Consider the following 16,891-nt stretch of genomic DNA (forward strand, 5'->3'; position numbering starts at 1 on the left):
TTCAGTGATCAGTAATTTTCGTTTTGCGTCCAAACCCCTTTCATAATATCCATTTGCCCCAGCGGGATCGGTAACAGATAGGCTTTGAACTTTCTTTTCGTGCCTTTCGCGTCGTATGCTACCTGGGGGATCACCTTCTCGGCCAGTTTCCAGCGTACGAGGTCGTTGTAACGCAAACCTTCGAAGGCCAGCTCCACTCTCCGTTCGTTACGGATCACCTCGCGCGTGAGGGCAGTTTTAGCAGGCATTTCCACACCCGGCCTCGCCCGCACGTCGTTCAACGCTTTCAATGCATTGGCATCGCTTCCCTTCCCGCTTTCGAACATGGCTTCGGCATACATGAGCAGCAGGTCGGCATAGCGGATCTTCACCATATGCTGCTCGCTCAATGTGGAGCCCGACCCGTTGTTGATCGCCGGATTAACCCATTTCTTGAAGGCCATGCCGGTGTAAGGGATCTGTCCTTCGGCAAGACTCCCGGTCTGTTTAAAACCGGCCGGGTTGTAAGCCCACGGGTCTCCTGCTTCGAAGATGGTCATCTTCCGGCGCGGGTCATTGGGCTCATAAGCATCGCGGAGTTCAAGTGTAGGAAAGACGGACATCCGCGCGCCGATAATCTGGTCCAGTGAATGATAGTCGTCGGGCGCCTTAAATTGAACAGAAAACATGATCTCCCGATTGTTGATCTGATTTCCAAAGAACACGCCTGAGTAATTGTCCGAGAGTTTGAACGGGTTAGTCGCATCGCCGATCAGGCTCCATGCGGCATCCGCAGCGTCGGCATAACGCTCGCTATTCAGCAATACCCTCGTTTTTAATGCAATGGCCGAGCCCTTCACGGCACGCCCGTCCGTATACGCAACTGCGGGGAGGTATGAAATCGCCAGGTCCAGGTCTTTCAATATTTGGGCTACCACCTCCGCTTTGGGTGCTCTCGGTGTTGCCCGGATGTTGTCATCGAGCTCGGCCGGTTTCAGCATAATGGGCAGGTCACCGTAGAGTTGTGCAAGATCATTATAATAAAAAGCCCTCAGAAACAAGGCCTCCCCCTTCATCCGGTTCCGGACGGCGTCGGTAGTGGCCGTTACGCGGTCGATGTTCGCCAGGAAATAGTTGCAGGCGGCAATACCCTGGAATCCGATCGTGAACGACTTGCTGACGATCCCGGTAGTAGCCGAGTTATGCTCGCCACGCATTACGACATCGAATGCCTCGTAATTGGAAGTATTGGAAGCATTATCGGATAGCGATTCCCAAAAGAGAAAGTTTCCGCTCTGCGCAGGACCGTTGGATATAATCGGTTCTTTGAGCTTGGCATAACAGGCGATGAGGGCCTTGTTGGCTTCTGTTTCTGTTTTCCAGAAATTCTCGGAATTGGGATTGGCAAGCGGATTTTTATCCAGCGTGTCCTTGCAGGCGAACACAACCGTGGTCAATATCAGGAGGAATATATTTTTTATGAATCTGGTCGTCATAGCATTACGAATTAAAATGTGACTTTAACCCCAAATGAGTAGATCTTGGCTTGCGGATAAATGGCCGCTCTGCCGCTGGCAGCGGCGCGCTCGGGATCTATACCCTTAAAAAACTTAGTGAATGTCAGCAAATTATCACCCGACACATACACCCTGAGCATCTGCACTTTCACGCGGTTAATCAGCTTGGCAGGGAAGCTGTACCCCAGCTGAAAATTCTTCAACCTCAAATAGGATGCATCTTGCAGCCACCAGTCGGAAACCTGGGTGTTAGGTGCGTAATTTTCGTTGAAGATATGCGGGATCGTGTTCGATGTTCCTTCGCCGTCCCAGGCCTTTTCCCAGAATGTAGGAGGCGGTCCCGCTTGCCGGAAAGGTGCTATCCCCCACTCCTTGATGTAAATCTTGCGGCCTTCTACGCCTTGCAGGAAGATTCCCAGGTCGAAGTTTTTATAATCCGCATTGAAAGTCAGACCGTAATTGAATTTCGGAAATGCGCCGCTGACCACCATCCGGTCGTCGGTGGTAATCTTACCATCCGGCACGCCATCAGGCCCACTGATATCCCGGTACTTCATATCTCCGGGTTTGGGTTTCACGAGTGGTGTCGGGCCATTGTCAATCTCTCCCTGATTTTGATAAATACCGTCGAAAACGTACATGAAATAGGAATTGTAAGGCAAGCCCTCCTGCGTTACGGTACCATTCCCGTTGTTCACTTCCCGTGCGCCAAACTTCAAGACCTTGTTTTTGTAGGTTTCAAAATTCCCCTGGATTTTGTACCGGAAATCCTTGATCCTGTTCTGGTAACCCAATGAGATTTCGACACCGGTATTGCTCATTTCCCCCAAATTGACCGTCGGACCAGCTACTCCGATAAAATCAGGCACTTGCAAAGGTCTCAGGATGTTCGTCGTCTTTTTGGAATACCAGTCAACGCTCCCGAACACGGATGCCCGGAACAGCCCGAAGTCGAAACCGACATCGGTCACCGTCGTGGTTTCCCAGGTAATGTTGCGGTTAATGAGGTCGGTTTGCGTTACACCTTGCTGCAATGAACCGCCGATATTGTACACCACAGGGTTCAGTACCTGCTGGTACGGGTAAGGCACCGATTCGCCGCTCAGTGTCCGGTTCACGTTTTGGTTACCTACCTGTCCCCATGATACACGTGCTTTCAAGCTTTCAAGCCAGCTGACCTGTTTCAGGAATTGCTCTTCCGAAAGCCTCCACCCTGCCGACGCCGACGGGAAAAAGCCCCATTTGTTGCCTTTCGGAAAGCGCGACGAGCCGTCGTACCGGAAATTCCCCTCGAGCAGGTATTTCTCCTTGAAATTGTAGCTCACCCGCCCGAACACCGATTGCAATGCCCATTCGTAAGCCAGCCCATCGGCCAGTTGCCCGCCAGGGGAATATGCGCCCAGTTCCAGAATGTCGTTCGAGGGCGCATTCCGTTTAAAGCCCTGCAAGCGGTCATACCGGAATGTCTCCTGGCTTACACCCAGCAATGCGTTCAGGTCATGGTTTTCTCCAATTTTTTTGGTGTAGTTCAAAGTACCAAATACCGTGTACTGCACGTCATTTTCTTTCCGGACCGTCAGGTTGTTTTCACCCACCGTACCATTCCATTGCGTGTTGTACAAATACTGCCCGCTGGCGTCCGGCAAAAACATATAAGCCGGAATGCCTACCACATGGACTTTGGTTTGCCGGTCATTGAACTTGACGGCGCCCTTGATCTGCCCTTTCAAACCCGGCAAAATATGGATATCCATAAATGCCGATGCCAGCGCGTAGTAATTTCTGACATACCGGCCCCCGTTTTCCGCGAGCGCAACCGGATTCTTGTTCCCTCCTTCCTGAATGTAAGCCTTGGCGGCATAGCGACCGCTTCCATCGGGGAGCTTAGGCGTAAATGTGGGGTGCGCTGCCAATGCGCTCAAAATCTGGTCCTCCGTTGAATTTCCGTCGAACTGCGTATTCAATGCCGTCTCATTCCGGTCGCCTTTCGAAAAAGCCAGGTTGGTACCGAAGGTAATTATCTTGTTCAAGCTTGTTTTGAAATTGAACTGCGCGTCGTACCGTTTGTAGCCCGTCGCAATCAGGATACCCTCCTGATTCAGGTAACCCGCTCCGAAATTGTAGGTCGTATTTTCTTTGCCGCCATTCACGCTTACGTAATGCTGCTGCATCGGGGACGTCCGGAAAATGGCGTCCATCCAGTCGTAACTCGGATATTGTGCGGGATTGGTAATGCTTCCCTGCCGGTATTCCTCGATCTGCGCAGGCGTATAAAGCTGGTTGGCATTCGTACCCGTGTGGGCAATAGCCTTGTTGAGCAACTCCATAAACTGCACCGAGTTCGTGATCCTGTCATAAACCGACGTCGCCCGCTGGCTGCCGAAGTTGTAGCTGTAATCGACATTCAGCCGCCCCGCTGTACCCGTTTTCGTCGTCACCAAAATCACCCCGTTGGCTGCCCGCGAGCCATAAATAGCAGCCGAAGCCGCATCCTTCAACACGGAAATGCTTTCGATCTGGTTCGGGTTGACGTTGTTGAGGTTACCTTCCACGCCGTCGATCAAAATGAGCGGATCGTTTCCCGCACCACTAAATGTGCCCTGCCCGCGGATCTGGATACTCGCGTTCTCTGCGCCCGGCTGCCCCGAGTTCTGCGTTACCTGCACCCCGGGCATTCGGCCCTGCAAGAGTGAAGTGGTATTCGGCGCTTGCCGGGTCGTGAGTTCCGAGCCCGTCACATTGCTGACCGCGCCGGTCAGGTTCACCTTTTTCTGCGTACCATAACCTACCACAACCACCTCCTCCAAAGCTTTTTCATCCGTTGCCAGTACGACGTCCAGCACGTCCCGCTTACCCACTTCCACCTCCTGGGCTACGTAGCCTACGAAACTGAATATCAGGACCGGGTTTTCTTCCCGCAACTCAAGATTATAACTGCCGTTCTGGTCGGTAATAGTCCCGTGGCTGGTTCCTTTGATAATGACGCTCACGCCCGGCAGCCCCTGCCCATCCTTGTCCGTGACTTTACCCCTGACCGGTGCCCGGGTCTTCGTTTCCGGAATGACGACCTCTCTTTCCGTGAGAATGATATTTTTCCCCTCCTGCCTGAAAGCAAGGTTCGTTCTGTCCAGAATCAATTCCAGTGTTTTCTGAACAGTGCGGGATTCCTTTCGGAGGGTAATGTTGTCAAAAGGCGAAACTGCCTTTGAAAGATAGAAGATATTGTAGCCCGATTCCACCTGAAGCGTTTGAAGTGCTTCCCTTAAAGAAGACTTTTCCAAACCCATGGTGACATTGGCATCCCGGATGTCCTGCGCGCCGCTCACCCCCGCAAGCAGCAGCTGGGTTGCCATGATCAAAACACCGATACCATAAACGCTGATCTTCATTAAATTGCAAAGATATCGGCACAAGATACCTTGCCGGATAGGCATAGTTCTTCTGCCTACGGATATAGGTTTTTTCATATATTTGTATTGTCTAGAAATTTGTTTTTACGAATTTTCTATTCAAAGCTCCCTATTGCTGTCCAAGGCCGGGGAGCTTTTTCATATGATTGCCGGGAAGCTACGGTGCCCGGCCCGAATGGATGGAGATTTGTTTCATAAGAATTTAGTTATCAGTCAGTTTAGCGGCATCCTTCACCACTCAATATCAATTCGCCGCTCTCCAGGGAATATTTCGTATTGCTGGTCAGTGTCAGCACCTTAAAGACTTCATCCAGGGTTTCTGTCCCTGAAAACCTTCCGGTAATCAGGCATTGTTGCATTTGCGGGTTTTGAAAAGAGATTTTTACGCCATAGCGTTTTTCCAGCATTTCGGCCAGCGCTCCGAAAGGCATTTCCTGAAACACCATATCGGCTTGTACCCAGGCCGTCAGCTCCTGGGATTTCACCACTTTCTCGTCCGCAATGGTCGTTTGGGTGTTGTATGTTACCTGCTGGTTCGCAGTCAGCAGACTGGTGTGTTTGTCACCGTCGTCCACCCGCACTTTACCCCGGGTAACCGTCACCACAACCTCCTTTTCCGAGGGAAGTGACTTGATGCTGAATGCCGTTCCCAGTACAGTCGTCCTGATTTTTCCCGTCTTGATTACAAAAGAAGCCGGTTTCCGGCCTTGCACATTTAAATGCACTACATCGAAATAGGCTTCACCAGTAAGCGATACTTCCCTGGTTTCCTGATTAAAATCCCGGTCGTACTCGATCTGCGTATCGCCATGGAGCACGACCCGGCTTCCGTCAGGCAGTACGACGAATTTCGTCTGGCCTTTCACAGACCGGTGAACCACCGTGCGCGCGACTGAACGGTTGACTCCGGGCTTCCGCTCCTCCCTTACCACAAAGAAAACCCAACCCGTTCCGATCAGAATGAGAACAGCCGCCGCCACGCGCCAGAATATGCCAGGCAGCAGTGGGCGCGCTCGCACAGGCTCGGGCGTAATGCGTTTGGAGATATTCCCCTTCATTCTTTCCCGGACCCCGGCAAGCTCGTCGGCCGACAGCTTCGAAAGCCGGTCTGGTTTCCCTGCGAAAAGTTCATAGTATTTTTCGACCATATCCGATTCCTCTTCATCGGCACTACCATTGAGGTACCTGGCGACAATCGACCTGAACTTATTCCTATTTCCGCTTGGCATGTTTATAGAATGCTGTTTATATACCAGTGAAGGAATTCCCGAAAAAGTCCCAGGCAAACTTCTAATTTTTTAAAAAAATTTCCGGGAAAGTTTAAAAACTGCCGCGAAGGCGCTACGGGCGAAGGAGCAAAATGGCCATGGCAAGAAGTTTCCCAATGCTTTCTCGCAGGCTTTGCTGTGAAGTATTGAGCTGATTTTGAACCGTTTTCCTCGAAATATCGAGCTGCTCTGCGATTTCGAGGGTAGAAAGCCCTTCCAGGTAGCGTAGTCTGAAAATTTCGCGTCGCTTTTCCGGCTGTGTTTCCAGCCAGAGATGAATGCTGGACAGCAGTTCGTCCCTCATGTAGTTGGAATCGGCGTCATCACTGGAAAACGCCATATAATCCAGCGGCTCTTCGAAGGCCGGCAAATTCTTCCGCCTGTGGTAGACGGCAAAGACCTGGTATCTAACCGCACCCAGCAAATATCCCCGCAGGTTATCGATCTGTCTGCTCTCCCGCTTGTTCCAAAGGTCAACGAAAACATCCTGCACAATTTCCTCGCTATCCGAAGAATCGCTGAGCCTTTTATACGCTTCATTGTAGAGCTTTTTCCAGTAACGCTCATAAATCAAGTCGAATGCCGCCTCCGAGCCGTCCATAAGCATGGCCACCAGATCGTCGTCCGCTGCATTTTCGTCGATATACATATAAGGGAGTGTCGAGATACGAAAACAAAAATAACAAAAAAATAAAGACGATATGTCCTATTTTTCTTCGCGACGGGGTTTGTAAGACCGTAGCAATCAGTTAAAATCCAAAGGAATCAACTACCGATTCAATATATACGTCTATCGATAATCTGGTCCGTCAAAGGCGTCGTTGGCATAATGAATGACACCGCGATGTTTTATCCTACTCGGGGAGGCAACGTAGCAAGCGAACAAACCCGTCTGTATTTTGGTTGACATGAGACTCAGCTTCATTCGAACATTTTCCTTAAAGCATTGACTAATTCCTTAAAAACTAATCCTGCGATCTGTTTGTCGAAACATAGTCGCACATCCGGTTGGCTAACCTCGCTCGTATTTCTCCTGCTTCCACTGATATATGGTTGTACGATGAAGGAAGCCGCTCCAAACAGCAGTCTGGTGATTTCTGAACATGCACGACGTTTAGTCTATGAGAAATTTCCCAATGCCAGGAACCTGACGGGCGCCGTCATCGAAAAAGGAAAGGTGTTCGAATTCTCTTTCAACGTGGATGACGAACGGTACTCGGCCATTGTCAATAATAGTGAAATCATTTCGACGGCCAGAACCAACGGAGAGGAAGTACCGGACTCTTTAGTTAACAGACTTCAAAACGCAACGATAAAGGGCGGCGCAATCTCGGATTACCGGACCATTACTTTGTTCGATGGCTACGTCTCCAATCCCGCGGTAAACTATCGATTAAACGGAATGGATTTCGTGGCGTCTTTTGGCGTATCGTCGATTTACATGTCTCCTTATCCAAGATGGTATTATATAAAAAACATCAACGATTTGCCGGATCCGATTATCGACTTCATCCAAAAGCGAAGCAAACCCAATCCTGCATTTGTCAACACACTCACCAATTTCAATGAAGAAACCAGAAAATCGATCGCCCAAAATAACGAATTTGAGTTCGGAGGGGCCACGGTATACACCAACCTCGACGGAACAAAAACATATGATGTCGCAGTCAGATATTTGGGCACCGATTCACAGAATCTGCTCTTCGATAAGGATTACAATTTGATCTGGGTAGGTAGTTTTAACCAGATCCGGCAATACAATGAGGATTTCTCCGGGCGCAACTTCGATACCAACCTGACACGAAAAGAGATATCAACCTTTACCGATATTTTCGGAGCTCCCTCTCATTTTCTCAATTTCGGGCTGGATGTAGGCTATAACCTCATGAGAAGTTACCGGAATGAATACGAGGGAGTCACAAGCTACATCTTCTGGCTGGATAACGGCCGGGGCGAACAATGGATGCTTCGTTATAATGCCGACAAAAAAATCGTGTTTTCTTCTTATTCGAAGCCGTGAACTGCAAATTGGCAACAAAAAAGCACTTAGAAGTTAATCTAAGTGCTTGATTTTCAAGTGATCCCGTTTGGATTCGAACCAAAGACCTACTGCTTAGAAGGCAGTTGCTCTATCCAGCTGAGCTACGGGACCGGTCATAAAAAAAGGCAGTCAGCAGTGCAGTTTTACTGCATACGGCTTACTGCCTTTTTGCTTGTTGTCGGGGAGACAGGATTCGAACCTGCGACCCTCTGGTCCCAAACCAGATGCGCTACCGGACTGCGCCACTCCCCGATAATTTTCCCTTTCTACTTTAAGAAAGAGCACTTTTCAGAACGTTCGGAAACCGCGTGGAGGAAGCGGGATTCGAACCCGCGGTACCCTTGCGAGTACGGCAGTTTAGCAAACTACTGGTTTCAGCCACTCACCCATCCCTCCTTCGTCCGTCGTTCTTGGGTGCAAATATAGCTGGTTCATTTTCAGAAAAGCAAACATTCCAAGAAAAAAAACTTCGCCAGAAGCGTGAAATGCCTATTTTTGCCCAAGTTTAAATCACACAATACGTTCATTATGAACTGGAATTACCCCTTTGAGAGCACTGAATATTTTTTTATATTTTTTTTCATTTTCGCTTATACAGCCTATATCATACGTACCGTTCGGATCGCCCGACAGCTTCAAACGACCGCCCGGACACTCATCATCAAACTCTTTTTACGCACCATTACCTTTTCACTTTTGATCATTAGCCTGCTCGGCCCGTCGTTCGGAGAAGCCGAGCGCGACATCCAGGCGAAAGGGAAGGACATATTTATGGTAGTCGACCTTTCGAAGTCGATGGACGCCGCGGACGTGATACCCTCCCGGCTGGAAAAAGTAAAATTTGAGCTGAACCGCTTTGTGGAGAATGAACGGGCGAACCGGATCGGGATTATTATTTTTTCAAACGACGCGTACATACACGTACCGCTCACGTATGACGTAGCCGCGCTCGAACTTTTCATTCAATCGCTGCAAACGGATCTGCTCCCCACCAATGGTACCAATGTATGTGGCGCCATTGAAATGGCTTATAACAAGCTGATGAACGCGGCTGATCCCACAAGCCGGGCTAAGATGATGGTGCTTTTCACGGACGGCGAGAACAGTACGGGTTGCAGCAATGCCTTGTTCAACAATCTCCGCCGATTCGGGATCGGGGTATATTCAGTGGGCGTGGGAACAAAAGTCGGTATCAGCATTCAACAGAATGGCAAGCCGCTGATGGACAAAAACGACAAACTGGTGATCAGCAAGCTGGACGAGAATTTCCTTCGCGGTGTGGCCGCTTCGGCGCGCGGCTCGTATTATGAGCTCAACAATTCTAAAAACGATGTCCAGAAGCTGATCAGCGACATCAACCAGGCGGAAGGCGCTTTGGTGGATTCGCGGACGATCACGGTTGTTTCAAACAAGTACTATTATTTCCTGGGGGCGGCACTGATACTGATCCTGCTCGACGTTTTAATTACCATCGGAACGTTCCGACTCTAAGCGCAATTCCCTATTTTTGCACGCAAATGTGAACCGATATGACGTCTTTGATCCTTTATGTCCTGCTTTGGCTTTGGGATAACCGTACGTTTGATTCCATTACCAAGGCGAACCAGAGAAAGCTGGATGCCGAACAGGCCTTCCGGAAAAAAGAGTTTACCAAATCGGCCGAGCTGTACCGTCAAATCACCTACGGCTCGCTCTTTTCGGATCCGGCCGCACGGTTGAACCTGGCCCATTCCCTGTACAAGGCGGGCGACTACAAACAGGCTTTGAAACACTACCGCCTGTTAAGCGACATTGACAATAACAGCATTGCCTCGATAGCAAACGCACAAATCGCATTGATCCTGGTCAACCGAAAAGATACCGCCAGCGCATTGACGAACCTGAGAACCGCATTACGCCTCGAACCAGGCAATGCACTGGCAAGGACCAACTATATTATCCTGAAAAAGAGCTTCTCCGGTATTGACGAGCAATCGGACGTAACCACCCGAAAACGCCAGTCGAACCAGCAGCAGACGAACCAGGTGCAACCGGCACCTCCTCCGGCCCCGCCGCAGGAAATACGCGAGGTGAGCGAAGATCTTAAAAAGGAAGAATTGCTTAAGAGTCTCAAGGCCATGAACATGTCCGAAGAGCAGGCGCGGGCGATCCTCGATGCCATGAAATCGAACGAATCCCAATATATTTACCAGCTCCGGCGCAAACAATACAATACCAGGCCCGGACAAAAGAGCGAAATCGAATGGTAATTTTACCAATAATCTAATGAACAGCATACCAGCAACCAACTTCCAGTTCCCCGGCCAGACAGCCTTCTATAAAGGGAAAGTACGTGACGTTTACTCGTTTGAAAAACGTCTGGTGATGATCGCCACCGACCGCATTTCGGCATTCGATGTGATCCTGCCGCGCGCTATCCCTTATAAAGGACAGGTTTTGAACCAGATTGCCGCGCACTTCCTGAACGCTACTTCCGACATCGTGCCCAACTGGCTCGAAGAGGTGCCGGATCCGAATGTGAGCATTGGAATCAAATGCCAGGCTTATCCGGTGGAAATGGTCGTACGGGGTTACCTTGCCGGCCATGCATGGCGCGAGTACAAAGCCGGAAAGCGCGAGGTATGCGGTGTAGCATTGCCCGAAGGCCTGAAAGAGAACGACAAACTCCCCCAGCCCATCATTACCCCCACTACCAAGGCGCACGAAGGGCACGACGAGGACATTTCGCGCGAGCAGATCCTCGCGCAGGGGCTCGTGAGCGAGGACGAATACGAACACCTCGAACGCTACACGCTCGCGCTGTTCGCGAAAGGGACTGAAATGGCGGCCGACCAGGGATTGATCCTGGTGGATACCAAATATGAATTCGGACAATTGGATGGCACGATTTATTTGATCGACGAGATCCACACACCGGACTCCTCAAGATACTTCTACAAAGACACTTATGAGGAAAATCAGCGCGCCGGAATAGCCCAAAAGCAACTTAGCAAGGAATTTGTTAGGGAATGGCTGATCGAGAACGGCTTCCAGGGTAAAGACGGCCAGACTGTGCCTGAAATGACCGACGAAAAAGTGACCTCGATCTCCGACCGTTACATTGAGCTATTCGAAAAGGTTACCGGCATGAAGTTTCAGAAAAACAACCTGGATCACCCGCTGGAAAGGATCGAGAAAGCCATCCTGCGCGCCATTGCCTGACGTTCGCTATGCACCTGACAGAATATTTGTTTGACAAAACGACAACCGAAATGGATTTTAAACTGGAAAAGAAAGAACAATACGTCTATATCGAAACGGATGCCGCCGCATTCGCCGGCGATGTACCCGCGGCGTTCGAAGAAACCGCTCGCGGCCTGTTCCGCGAAGGTTATCACAGCCTGATCGTGAACATGCAGACCGTGAAATCGCTGGACGCCACTGGCATTACTATATTAAAGAAAGTAAACCGCCTCTGCCAGAACGACCTCGGCATGCTCGCAATCGTCACGCGCGACGACGATTTTATAGATGTGCTGGAAGACCTGCGTATTCCCGATCTCACCGTTTTGCCTACCAAAGAAGAGGCGATTGACGCCATTTTCATGCACAGCCTTGAAAACGAGTTCGGTGCGGGAGATGACGATTATGACGACGAAGATTACGAAGGCGTGAGCGAATCGAAGGAGCCTTAATATTTGAATAGTATAATTTTCAGCATTTAGAAAAGCGTCCCGCCGGGTTTTGGCGGGACGCTTTTCTTATGTTATTCCAACACTTTTTATATTTTCCTTAGGCGCTTTTTGTAATCCTCCAAGTTACCGAAAACGGCGTTTGCGGCTTTTCAAAATGGTAACCAATACGGGTATTCGTTACATGTTTATCAATATTTTGATAATAATTGTGATTAATCGGCCAAATGCATATTGGTGATAGAAAATTTTGCCATTCCCATAATAAGCCAAATATTTTTTATGGGTATATTGCGTGGCTTTACCCAAAACATCACACACTGGCGTTTTCGCTTTCCTTTTAAAGTGCTTATTTAAACAGATTCTAATTACGAATTTGTTAATTACCTACAATTCGATAAATGTCGCAAATGTCTGAACAAATGGTAGAAAATCAGGGACTGTACCGCCCGGAATTTGAGCATGATGCATGTGGAATCGGTTTCCGGGCTAACATCAAGGGTCGTAAGTCGCACCAGATCGTGGCTGATGCCATTCATATGCTCGAAAGGATGGAGCATAGAGGTGCTACTGGTTTTGACCCTAACACCGGTGACGGTGCTGGTATTTTAATTCAGATCCCTCACGAGTTCTTTGTAGAAGAATCTACCAAGTTGGGCTTCCACCTGCCGCCGGCAGGTGAGTATGGTGTGGGAATGATCTTTTTCCCGGGCAACGAGCTTGCCAGGGAGGAAAGCAGGGATATCCTGAACCGAAAGATCAAGATGCTGGGCCTGCAACTGCTCGGCTACCGAAAGGTACCTACCCTGAACAACACCCTGGGTGAAGGCTCTCTCTCCGTTGAACCCAACGTAGAGCAGGTTTTCATTAAACGTCCGGACGACATTACGGACGATATGGCGTTTGAACGCAAGCTGTTCATTCTCCGCCAGGTTTCTGCAAGATTGATTAAAGACACGGTAAAAGGCGCCAAGAATTTCTATTACTCGTCGCTTTCATGCCGCACGATCTCATATAAGGGACAGCTTACGACTGCCCAGTTGAAATATTACTTCCCGGACCTGGAAAACGAATCGGTGGTGTCTGCATTGGCCGTAGTACACTCGCGTTTTTCGACCAATACTTTCCCTTCATGGGAGCTGGCCCAACCATTCCGCTACATTGCGCACAATGGGGAGATCAACACAGTGAAAGGTAACGTGAACTGGATCCGCGCCGGGGAAAAATCTTTTGAATCGAAATTCTTCACGAAAGAAGAAATGGACATGCTCCTGCCGATCTGCGACAGGAACCAGTCCGACTCTGCGAACCTCGACAACGCGATCGAATTGCTGCACCTTTCGGGCCGCTCATTGCCACACGTGATGATGATGCTCATCCCCGAAGCATGGGACGGCAACGAACAAATGGATGCTGAGCGCAAGGCATTCTACGAATACCACGCGGCTATTATGGAGCCATGGGACGGTCCTGCGTCAATCTCTTTCACCGACGGTAAAATGGTAGGCGCTACGCTCGACCGCAACGGTCTGCGCCCGTCGCGCTACTGGGTACTCGACGACGATACCATCATCATGGGCTCGGAAGCGGGTGTATTGGAGGTAGATCAGTCACGCGTTGTTACGAAAGGCCGCCTGCAACCCGGACGTATGTTCGTAGTGGATATGGAGCAGGGCCGCATCGTTCCTGACGAAGAAATCAAGAAACAAATCTGTACCGCGCAGCCTTACCAGCAATGGCTGGACGAGAACAAGCTGCACGTGGACGCGCTTGATCACCCGATCCGCACCTACCGCGCATACGACGAAAATGCATTGCTGAAACGTCAGGTAGCATTCGGTTATACTTCGGAAGACTTGCGCATGATCCTCGGGCCAATGGCTCAGACGGGTATGGAAGCGATCGGTTCAATGGGTACTGATAGCCCGCTGGCAGTCCTTTCGGATCAGTCGCAGCATTTGTCTACGTATTTCAAACAGCTGTTCGCGCAGGTTACCAACCCGCCGATCGACTCGATCCGCGAGCGTGCGATCATGTCACTGATCTCTTTCGTAGGCAGCACCGAGAACATTCTCACAGAAACGCCAAAACATTGCCGCCAGATCGCATTACCTCACCCTATCCTTTCGGTACAGGAATTCGATAAGCTGCGTTTTGTGGATAAAGACGGCTTCCAGGCCAAAACCATCAATACCTACTTCCGTGCTGACGAAGGCGGAAAAGCACTGGAAAGAGCTTTGGAAAGAATCTGCCGTTACGCGGTAGACGCTATCGAAGACGGATTTGAAATCTTGATCCTCTCCGACCGCGCCATCGACTCCGACCACGCGCCGATCCCTTCATTGCTTGCAACGGCGACCATCCACCACCACCTGATCCGCGAAGGATTGCGTGGTAAAGTGGGTCTGTTGGTAGAAGCGGGAGACGTTTGGGAAACCCATCACGTAGCGACGCTGATCGGCTACGGTGCTGCGGGTATTTGCCCTTACATGGCATTCGAAACGCTTTCGTACATGAACCGCAAGGGCATGATCGAAGGTGAATTCACCGACGAAAAACTGCATTACAACTACATCAAGGCCGTTAACAAGGAGCTTTTAAAGATTTTCTCAAAAATGGGAATCTCTACCCTGCAATCGTACCAGGGTGCACAGATCTTCGAATGCGTGGGCTTGAACAAGGATGTAATCGACAAATATTTCACAGGAACCATCTCGCGTATCAGCGGTATGGGCATTCCTGAGATTGCACGCGAGATTTTGGTGCGTCACAAAGTGGCTTACCACGAAAGCGCGGAGCAAAAGCCACGACTCGAAGTAGGTGGTGTTTACCAGTGGAAACAACGTGGTGAAGCACACATCTTCAACCCGCAGTCGGTGCATTTGCTGCAACAATCTACCCGCAATGCAAGCTACGAGCAGTTCAAGAAATACTCTAAACTGATCGACGACCAGAGCCACAAAGCGCTGACATTACGTGGATTGCTAAGATTCAAAAAAGGTAACCCTGTTCCATTGGAAGAGGTAGAACCGGTTGAAAACATCTTCAAACGCTTCGCGACCGGTGCGATGTCCTTCGGATCGATTTCGTGGGAAGCGCACACTACCCTGGCGATTGCGATGAACCGCATTGGCGGTAAGTCCAACTCCGGTGAAGGTGGTGAAGACGAACTGCGCTACAACCCGCTCGCGAATGGCGACAGCATGAACTCGCAGATCAAACAGGTTGCTTCGGGACGTTTTGGCGTAACAAGCCACTACCTGAGCAATGCGGGCGAGCTGCAAATCAAAACTGCGCAAGGTGCCAAGCCGGGTGAAGGTGGTCAGCTCCCTGGCTTCAAGGTGGACGACTGGATCGGCCGTACGCGTCACTCAACCCCGGGCGTAGGTTTGATCTCCCCTCCTCCGCACCACGACATTTACTCGATCGAGGACTTGGCGCAGCTGATTTTCGATCTTAAAAATGCCAACCGTGCGGCACGTATCAGCGTGAAGCTGGTATCCGAAGCCGGTGTAGGAACCGTGGCATCCGGTGTAGCGAAAGCACACGCTGACCACATCCTGATCTCGGGTTACGACGGTGGTACAGGTGCCTCTCCATTGAGCTCGATCCGCCACGCGGGTCTGCCTTGGGAGCTTGGTCTGGCGGAAACGCACCAGACTTTGGTGAGAAACAAATTGCGCGGCCGGGTAACCGTTCAGGCCGACGGACAGCTCCGTACCGGTCGCGACCTCGCGATCGCCGCATTACTTGGTGCCGAAGAATGGGGTGTAGCAACCGCTGCACTGGTAGCAGCAGGCTGCATCATGATGCGTAAATGCCACCTGAATACCTGCCCTGTGGGTGTGGCTACGCAGCGCAAAGAACTCCGCGCATTGTTCTCGGGCAAGCCTGAGCACGTGGTGAACATGTTTACCTACATGGCGGAAGAGCTGCGCGAGATCATGGCACAGCTTGGTTTCAGAACTGTAAATGAAATGGTTGGTCAGGCCCAGTATCTCGAACTGCGCAATGATATCAAACATTGGAAATACAAAAACCTGAACTTCGACGCGATCCTGTACAAAGAAGGAGACCTTTCGGTAGCTCAATTCAAGCAGGAAGAGCAAGATCACGGTATCGACGCCATTCTCGACCTCGACCTGATCCGCTCGGCGCAGCCGGCGCTCGATAGCAAGGAAGAGATTTACGCTGAGTACCCGATCAACAACCTTAACCGGTCGGTGGGAACGATGCTTTCGAACGAAATCTCGAAGAAATACGGTGGTGTGGGCTTGCCAAACGGCAATGTACACTTCAAATTCCGCGGTACTGCCGGACAGAGCTTTGGTGCATTCAACACATTGGGTGTACGCCTCGAACTGGAAGGTGACGCGAACGACTATTTCGGAAAAGGCCTTTGCGGCGCCGAACTGATCGTGTACCCCGACCGGGACGCGAAGTTCAAGCCGGAAGAGAACATCATCATCGGTAACGTGGCCTTCTACGGTGCTACTTCGGGTGACGCCTACATCCGCGGAACCGCGGGCGAACGCTTCTGCGTGCGTAACTCGGGTGCGAAAGTAGTGGTGGAAGGTGTCGGCGACCACGGTCTGGAATACATGACGGGCGGTCTGGCGATCATCCTCGGCGAAACAGGCCGCAACTTCGCGGCAGGTATGTCCGGCGGTGTGGCTTACGTGCTCGACAAAGCAGGCAATTTCGAAGAGAAAGTAAATAAAGAAATGGTGACGCTGGAAGCATTGAACGAAGAAGACCAGGGCATTCTTCGCGAGTATCTGGATAAACACTTCCAGTACACGACCAGCAACATCGCTTTCCAACTGATCCAGAACTGGGAAGAATCTGTGAAGCAATTTGTGAAAGTAATGCCGTCCGACTTCCGCAAAGCGCTGGAAGGACGCGGTATCACGCTCGCACAGCAGATTGCCGACAAGAACGTGGTGTACAAAGACATCGTCGTAGACGTAGTGCACCAGTAATTTTCAGTTTCAAGATCAACTAT

At 50.5% G+C, this 16,891-nt stretch carries 10 protein-coding genes and 3 tRNA genes; 6 read left to right on the forward strand and 7 right to left on the reverse strand.

Translation table 11 applies throughout. The annotated features are described in order from the left end of the window. Positions 1-8 precede the first annotated feature (8 nt). The 4 genes from J7619_RS26595 to J7619_RS26610 form a co-directional block, all read right to left on the reverse strand. Complete coding sequence (locus J7619_RS26595; RefSeq protein ID WP_291206205.1) at positions 9-1,475, reverse strand: RagB/SusD family nutrient uptake outer membrane protein; 1,467 nt, start codon at positions 1,473-1,475, stop codon at positions 9-11. Positions 1,476-1,486: 11 nt separating this feature from the next. Further along, positions 1,487-4,885, reverse strand: coding sequence for a TonB-dependent receptor (locus tag J7619_RS26600; protein ID WP_291206208.1), 3,399 nt, complete (start codon positions 4,883-4,885; stop codon positions 1,487-1,489). Positions 4,886-5,124: 239 nt separating this feature from the next. Beyond that, on the reverse strand, positions 5,125-6,135 hold the full coding sequence (locus J7619_RS26605) for a FecR family protein (protein ID WP_291206211.1): 1,011 nt from the start codon (positions 6,133-6,135) through the stop codon (positions 5,125-5,127). Positions 6,136-6,247: 112 nt separating this feature from the next. Further along, entirely contained in the window at positions 6,248-6,823 is a 576-nt protein-coding gene (locus J7619_RS26610; RefSeq protein WP_291206214.1) for an RNA polymerase sigma factor, read from the reverse strand. A 333-nt stretch (positions 6,824-7,156) separates the two neighbouring features. Here J7619_RS26610 and J7619_RS26615 point away from each other — a divergent pair, with 333 nt between their 5' ends. Beyond that, on the forward strand, positions 7,157-8,194 hold the full coding sequence (locus J7619_RS26615; protein ID WP_291206217.1) for a hypothetical protein: 1,038 nt from the start codon (positions 7,157-7,159) through the stop codon (positions 8,192-8,194). Between the two features lie 58 nt (positions 8,195-8,252). Here J7619_RS26615 and J7619_RS26620 read toward each other — a convergent pair. The 3 genes from J7619_RS26620 to J7619_RS26630 form a co-directional block, all read right to left on the reverse strand. Next, positions 8,253-8,326: transfer RNA gene (locus tag J7619_RS26620), tRNA-Arg, on the reverse strand. Between the two features lie 67 nt (positions 8,327-8,393). Further along, positions 8,394-8,467 (reverse strand) — tRNA-Pro (locus tag J7619_RS26625). Positions 8,468-8,524: 57 nt separating this feature from the next. Next, positions 8,525-8,611 (reverse strand) — tRNA-Ser (locus tag J7619_RS26630). Between the two features lie 132 nt (positions 8,612-8,743). Here J7619_RS26630 and J7619_RS26635 point away from each other — a divergent pair. From J7619_RS26635 to gltB, 5 genes are all read left to right on the forward strand, one after another. Further along, on the forward strand, positions 8,744-9,706 hold the full coding sequence (locus J7619_RS26635) for a VWA domain-containing protein (protein ID WP_291206220.1): 963 nt from the start codon (positions 8,744-8,746) through the stop codon (positions 9,704-9,706). A 38-nt stretch (positions 9,707-9,744) separates the two neighbouring features. Further along, the gene (locus J7619_RS26640) at positions 9,745-10,464 is read left to right on the forward strand and encodes a tetratricopeptide repeat protein (protein ID WP_291206223.1); all 720 of its coding nucleotides are present in this window, start codon (positions 9,745-9,747) and stop codon (positions 10,462-10,464) included. Between the two features lie 16 nt (positions 10,465-10,480). Next, on the forward strand, positions 10,481-11,416 hold the full coding sequence (locus J7619_RS26645) for a phosphoribosylaminoimidazolesuccinocarboxamide synthase (protein WP_291206226.1): 936 nt from the start codon (positions 10,481-10,483) through the stop codon (positions 11,414-11,416). Between the two features lie 50 nt (positions 11,417-11,466). Further along, positions 11,467-11,889, forward strand: a complete 423-nt coding sequence (locus J7619_RS26650) for an STAS domain-containing protein (protein WP_291206229.1) — start codon at positions 11,467-11,469, stop codon at positions 11,887-11,889. Positions 11,890-12,287: 398 nt separating this feature from the next. Continuing rightward, the gene (gene gltB / locus J7619_RS26655) at positions 12,288-16,868 is read left to right on the forward strand and encodes a glutamate synthase large subunit (protein WP_291206232.1); all 4,581 of its coding nucleotides are present in this window, start codon (positions 12,288-12,290) and stop codon (positions 16,866-16,868) included. The last annotated feature ends 23 nt before the right edge of the window (positions 16,869-16,891 follow it).

Origin of the sequence: Dyadobacter sp. (assembly GCF_017744695.1) — a bacterium.
In the GTDB taxonomy this organism is placed as follows: domain Bacteria; phylum Bacteroidota; class Bacteroidia; order Cytophagales; family Spirosomataceae; genus Dyadobacter.

Coding starts and splice junctions, on each gene's coding strand:
- J7619_RS26595 (WP_291206205.1), bottom strand. CDS start 1,475: ATGACGACCAGATTCATAAAAAATATATTCCTCCTGATATTGACCACG.
- J7619_RS26600 (WP_291206208.1), bottom strand. CDS start 4,885: ATGAAGATCAGCGTTTATGGTATCGGTGTTTTGATCATGGCAACCCAG.
- J7619_RS26605 (WP_291206211.1), bottom strand. CDS start 6,135: ATGCCAAGCGGAAATAGGAATAAGTTCAGGTCGATTGTCGCCAGGTAC.
- J7619_RS26610 (WP_291206214.1), bottom strand. CDS start 6,823: ATGTATATCGACGAAAATGCAGCGGACGACGATCTGGTGGCCATGCTT.
- J7619_RS26635 (WP_291206220.1), top strand. CDS start 8,744: ATGAACTGGAATTACCCCTTTGAGAGCACTGAATATTTTTTTATATTT.
- J7619_RS26640 (WP_291206223.1), top strand. CDS start 9,745: ATGACGTCTTTGATCCTTTATGTCCTGCTTTGGCTTTGGGATAACCGT.
- J7619_RS26645 (WP_291206226.1), top strand. CDS start 10,481: ATGAACAGCATACCAGCAACCAACTTCCAGTTCCCCGGCCAGACAGCC.
- J7619_RS26650 (WP_291206229.1), top strand. CDS start 11,467: ATGGATTTTAAACTGGAAAAGAAAGAACAATACGTCTATATCGAAACG.
- gltB (WP_291206232.1), top strand. CDS start 12,288: ATGTCGCAAATGTCTGAACAAATGGTAGAAAATCAGGGACTGTACCGC.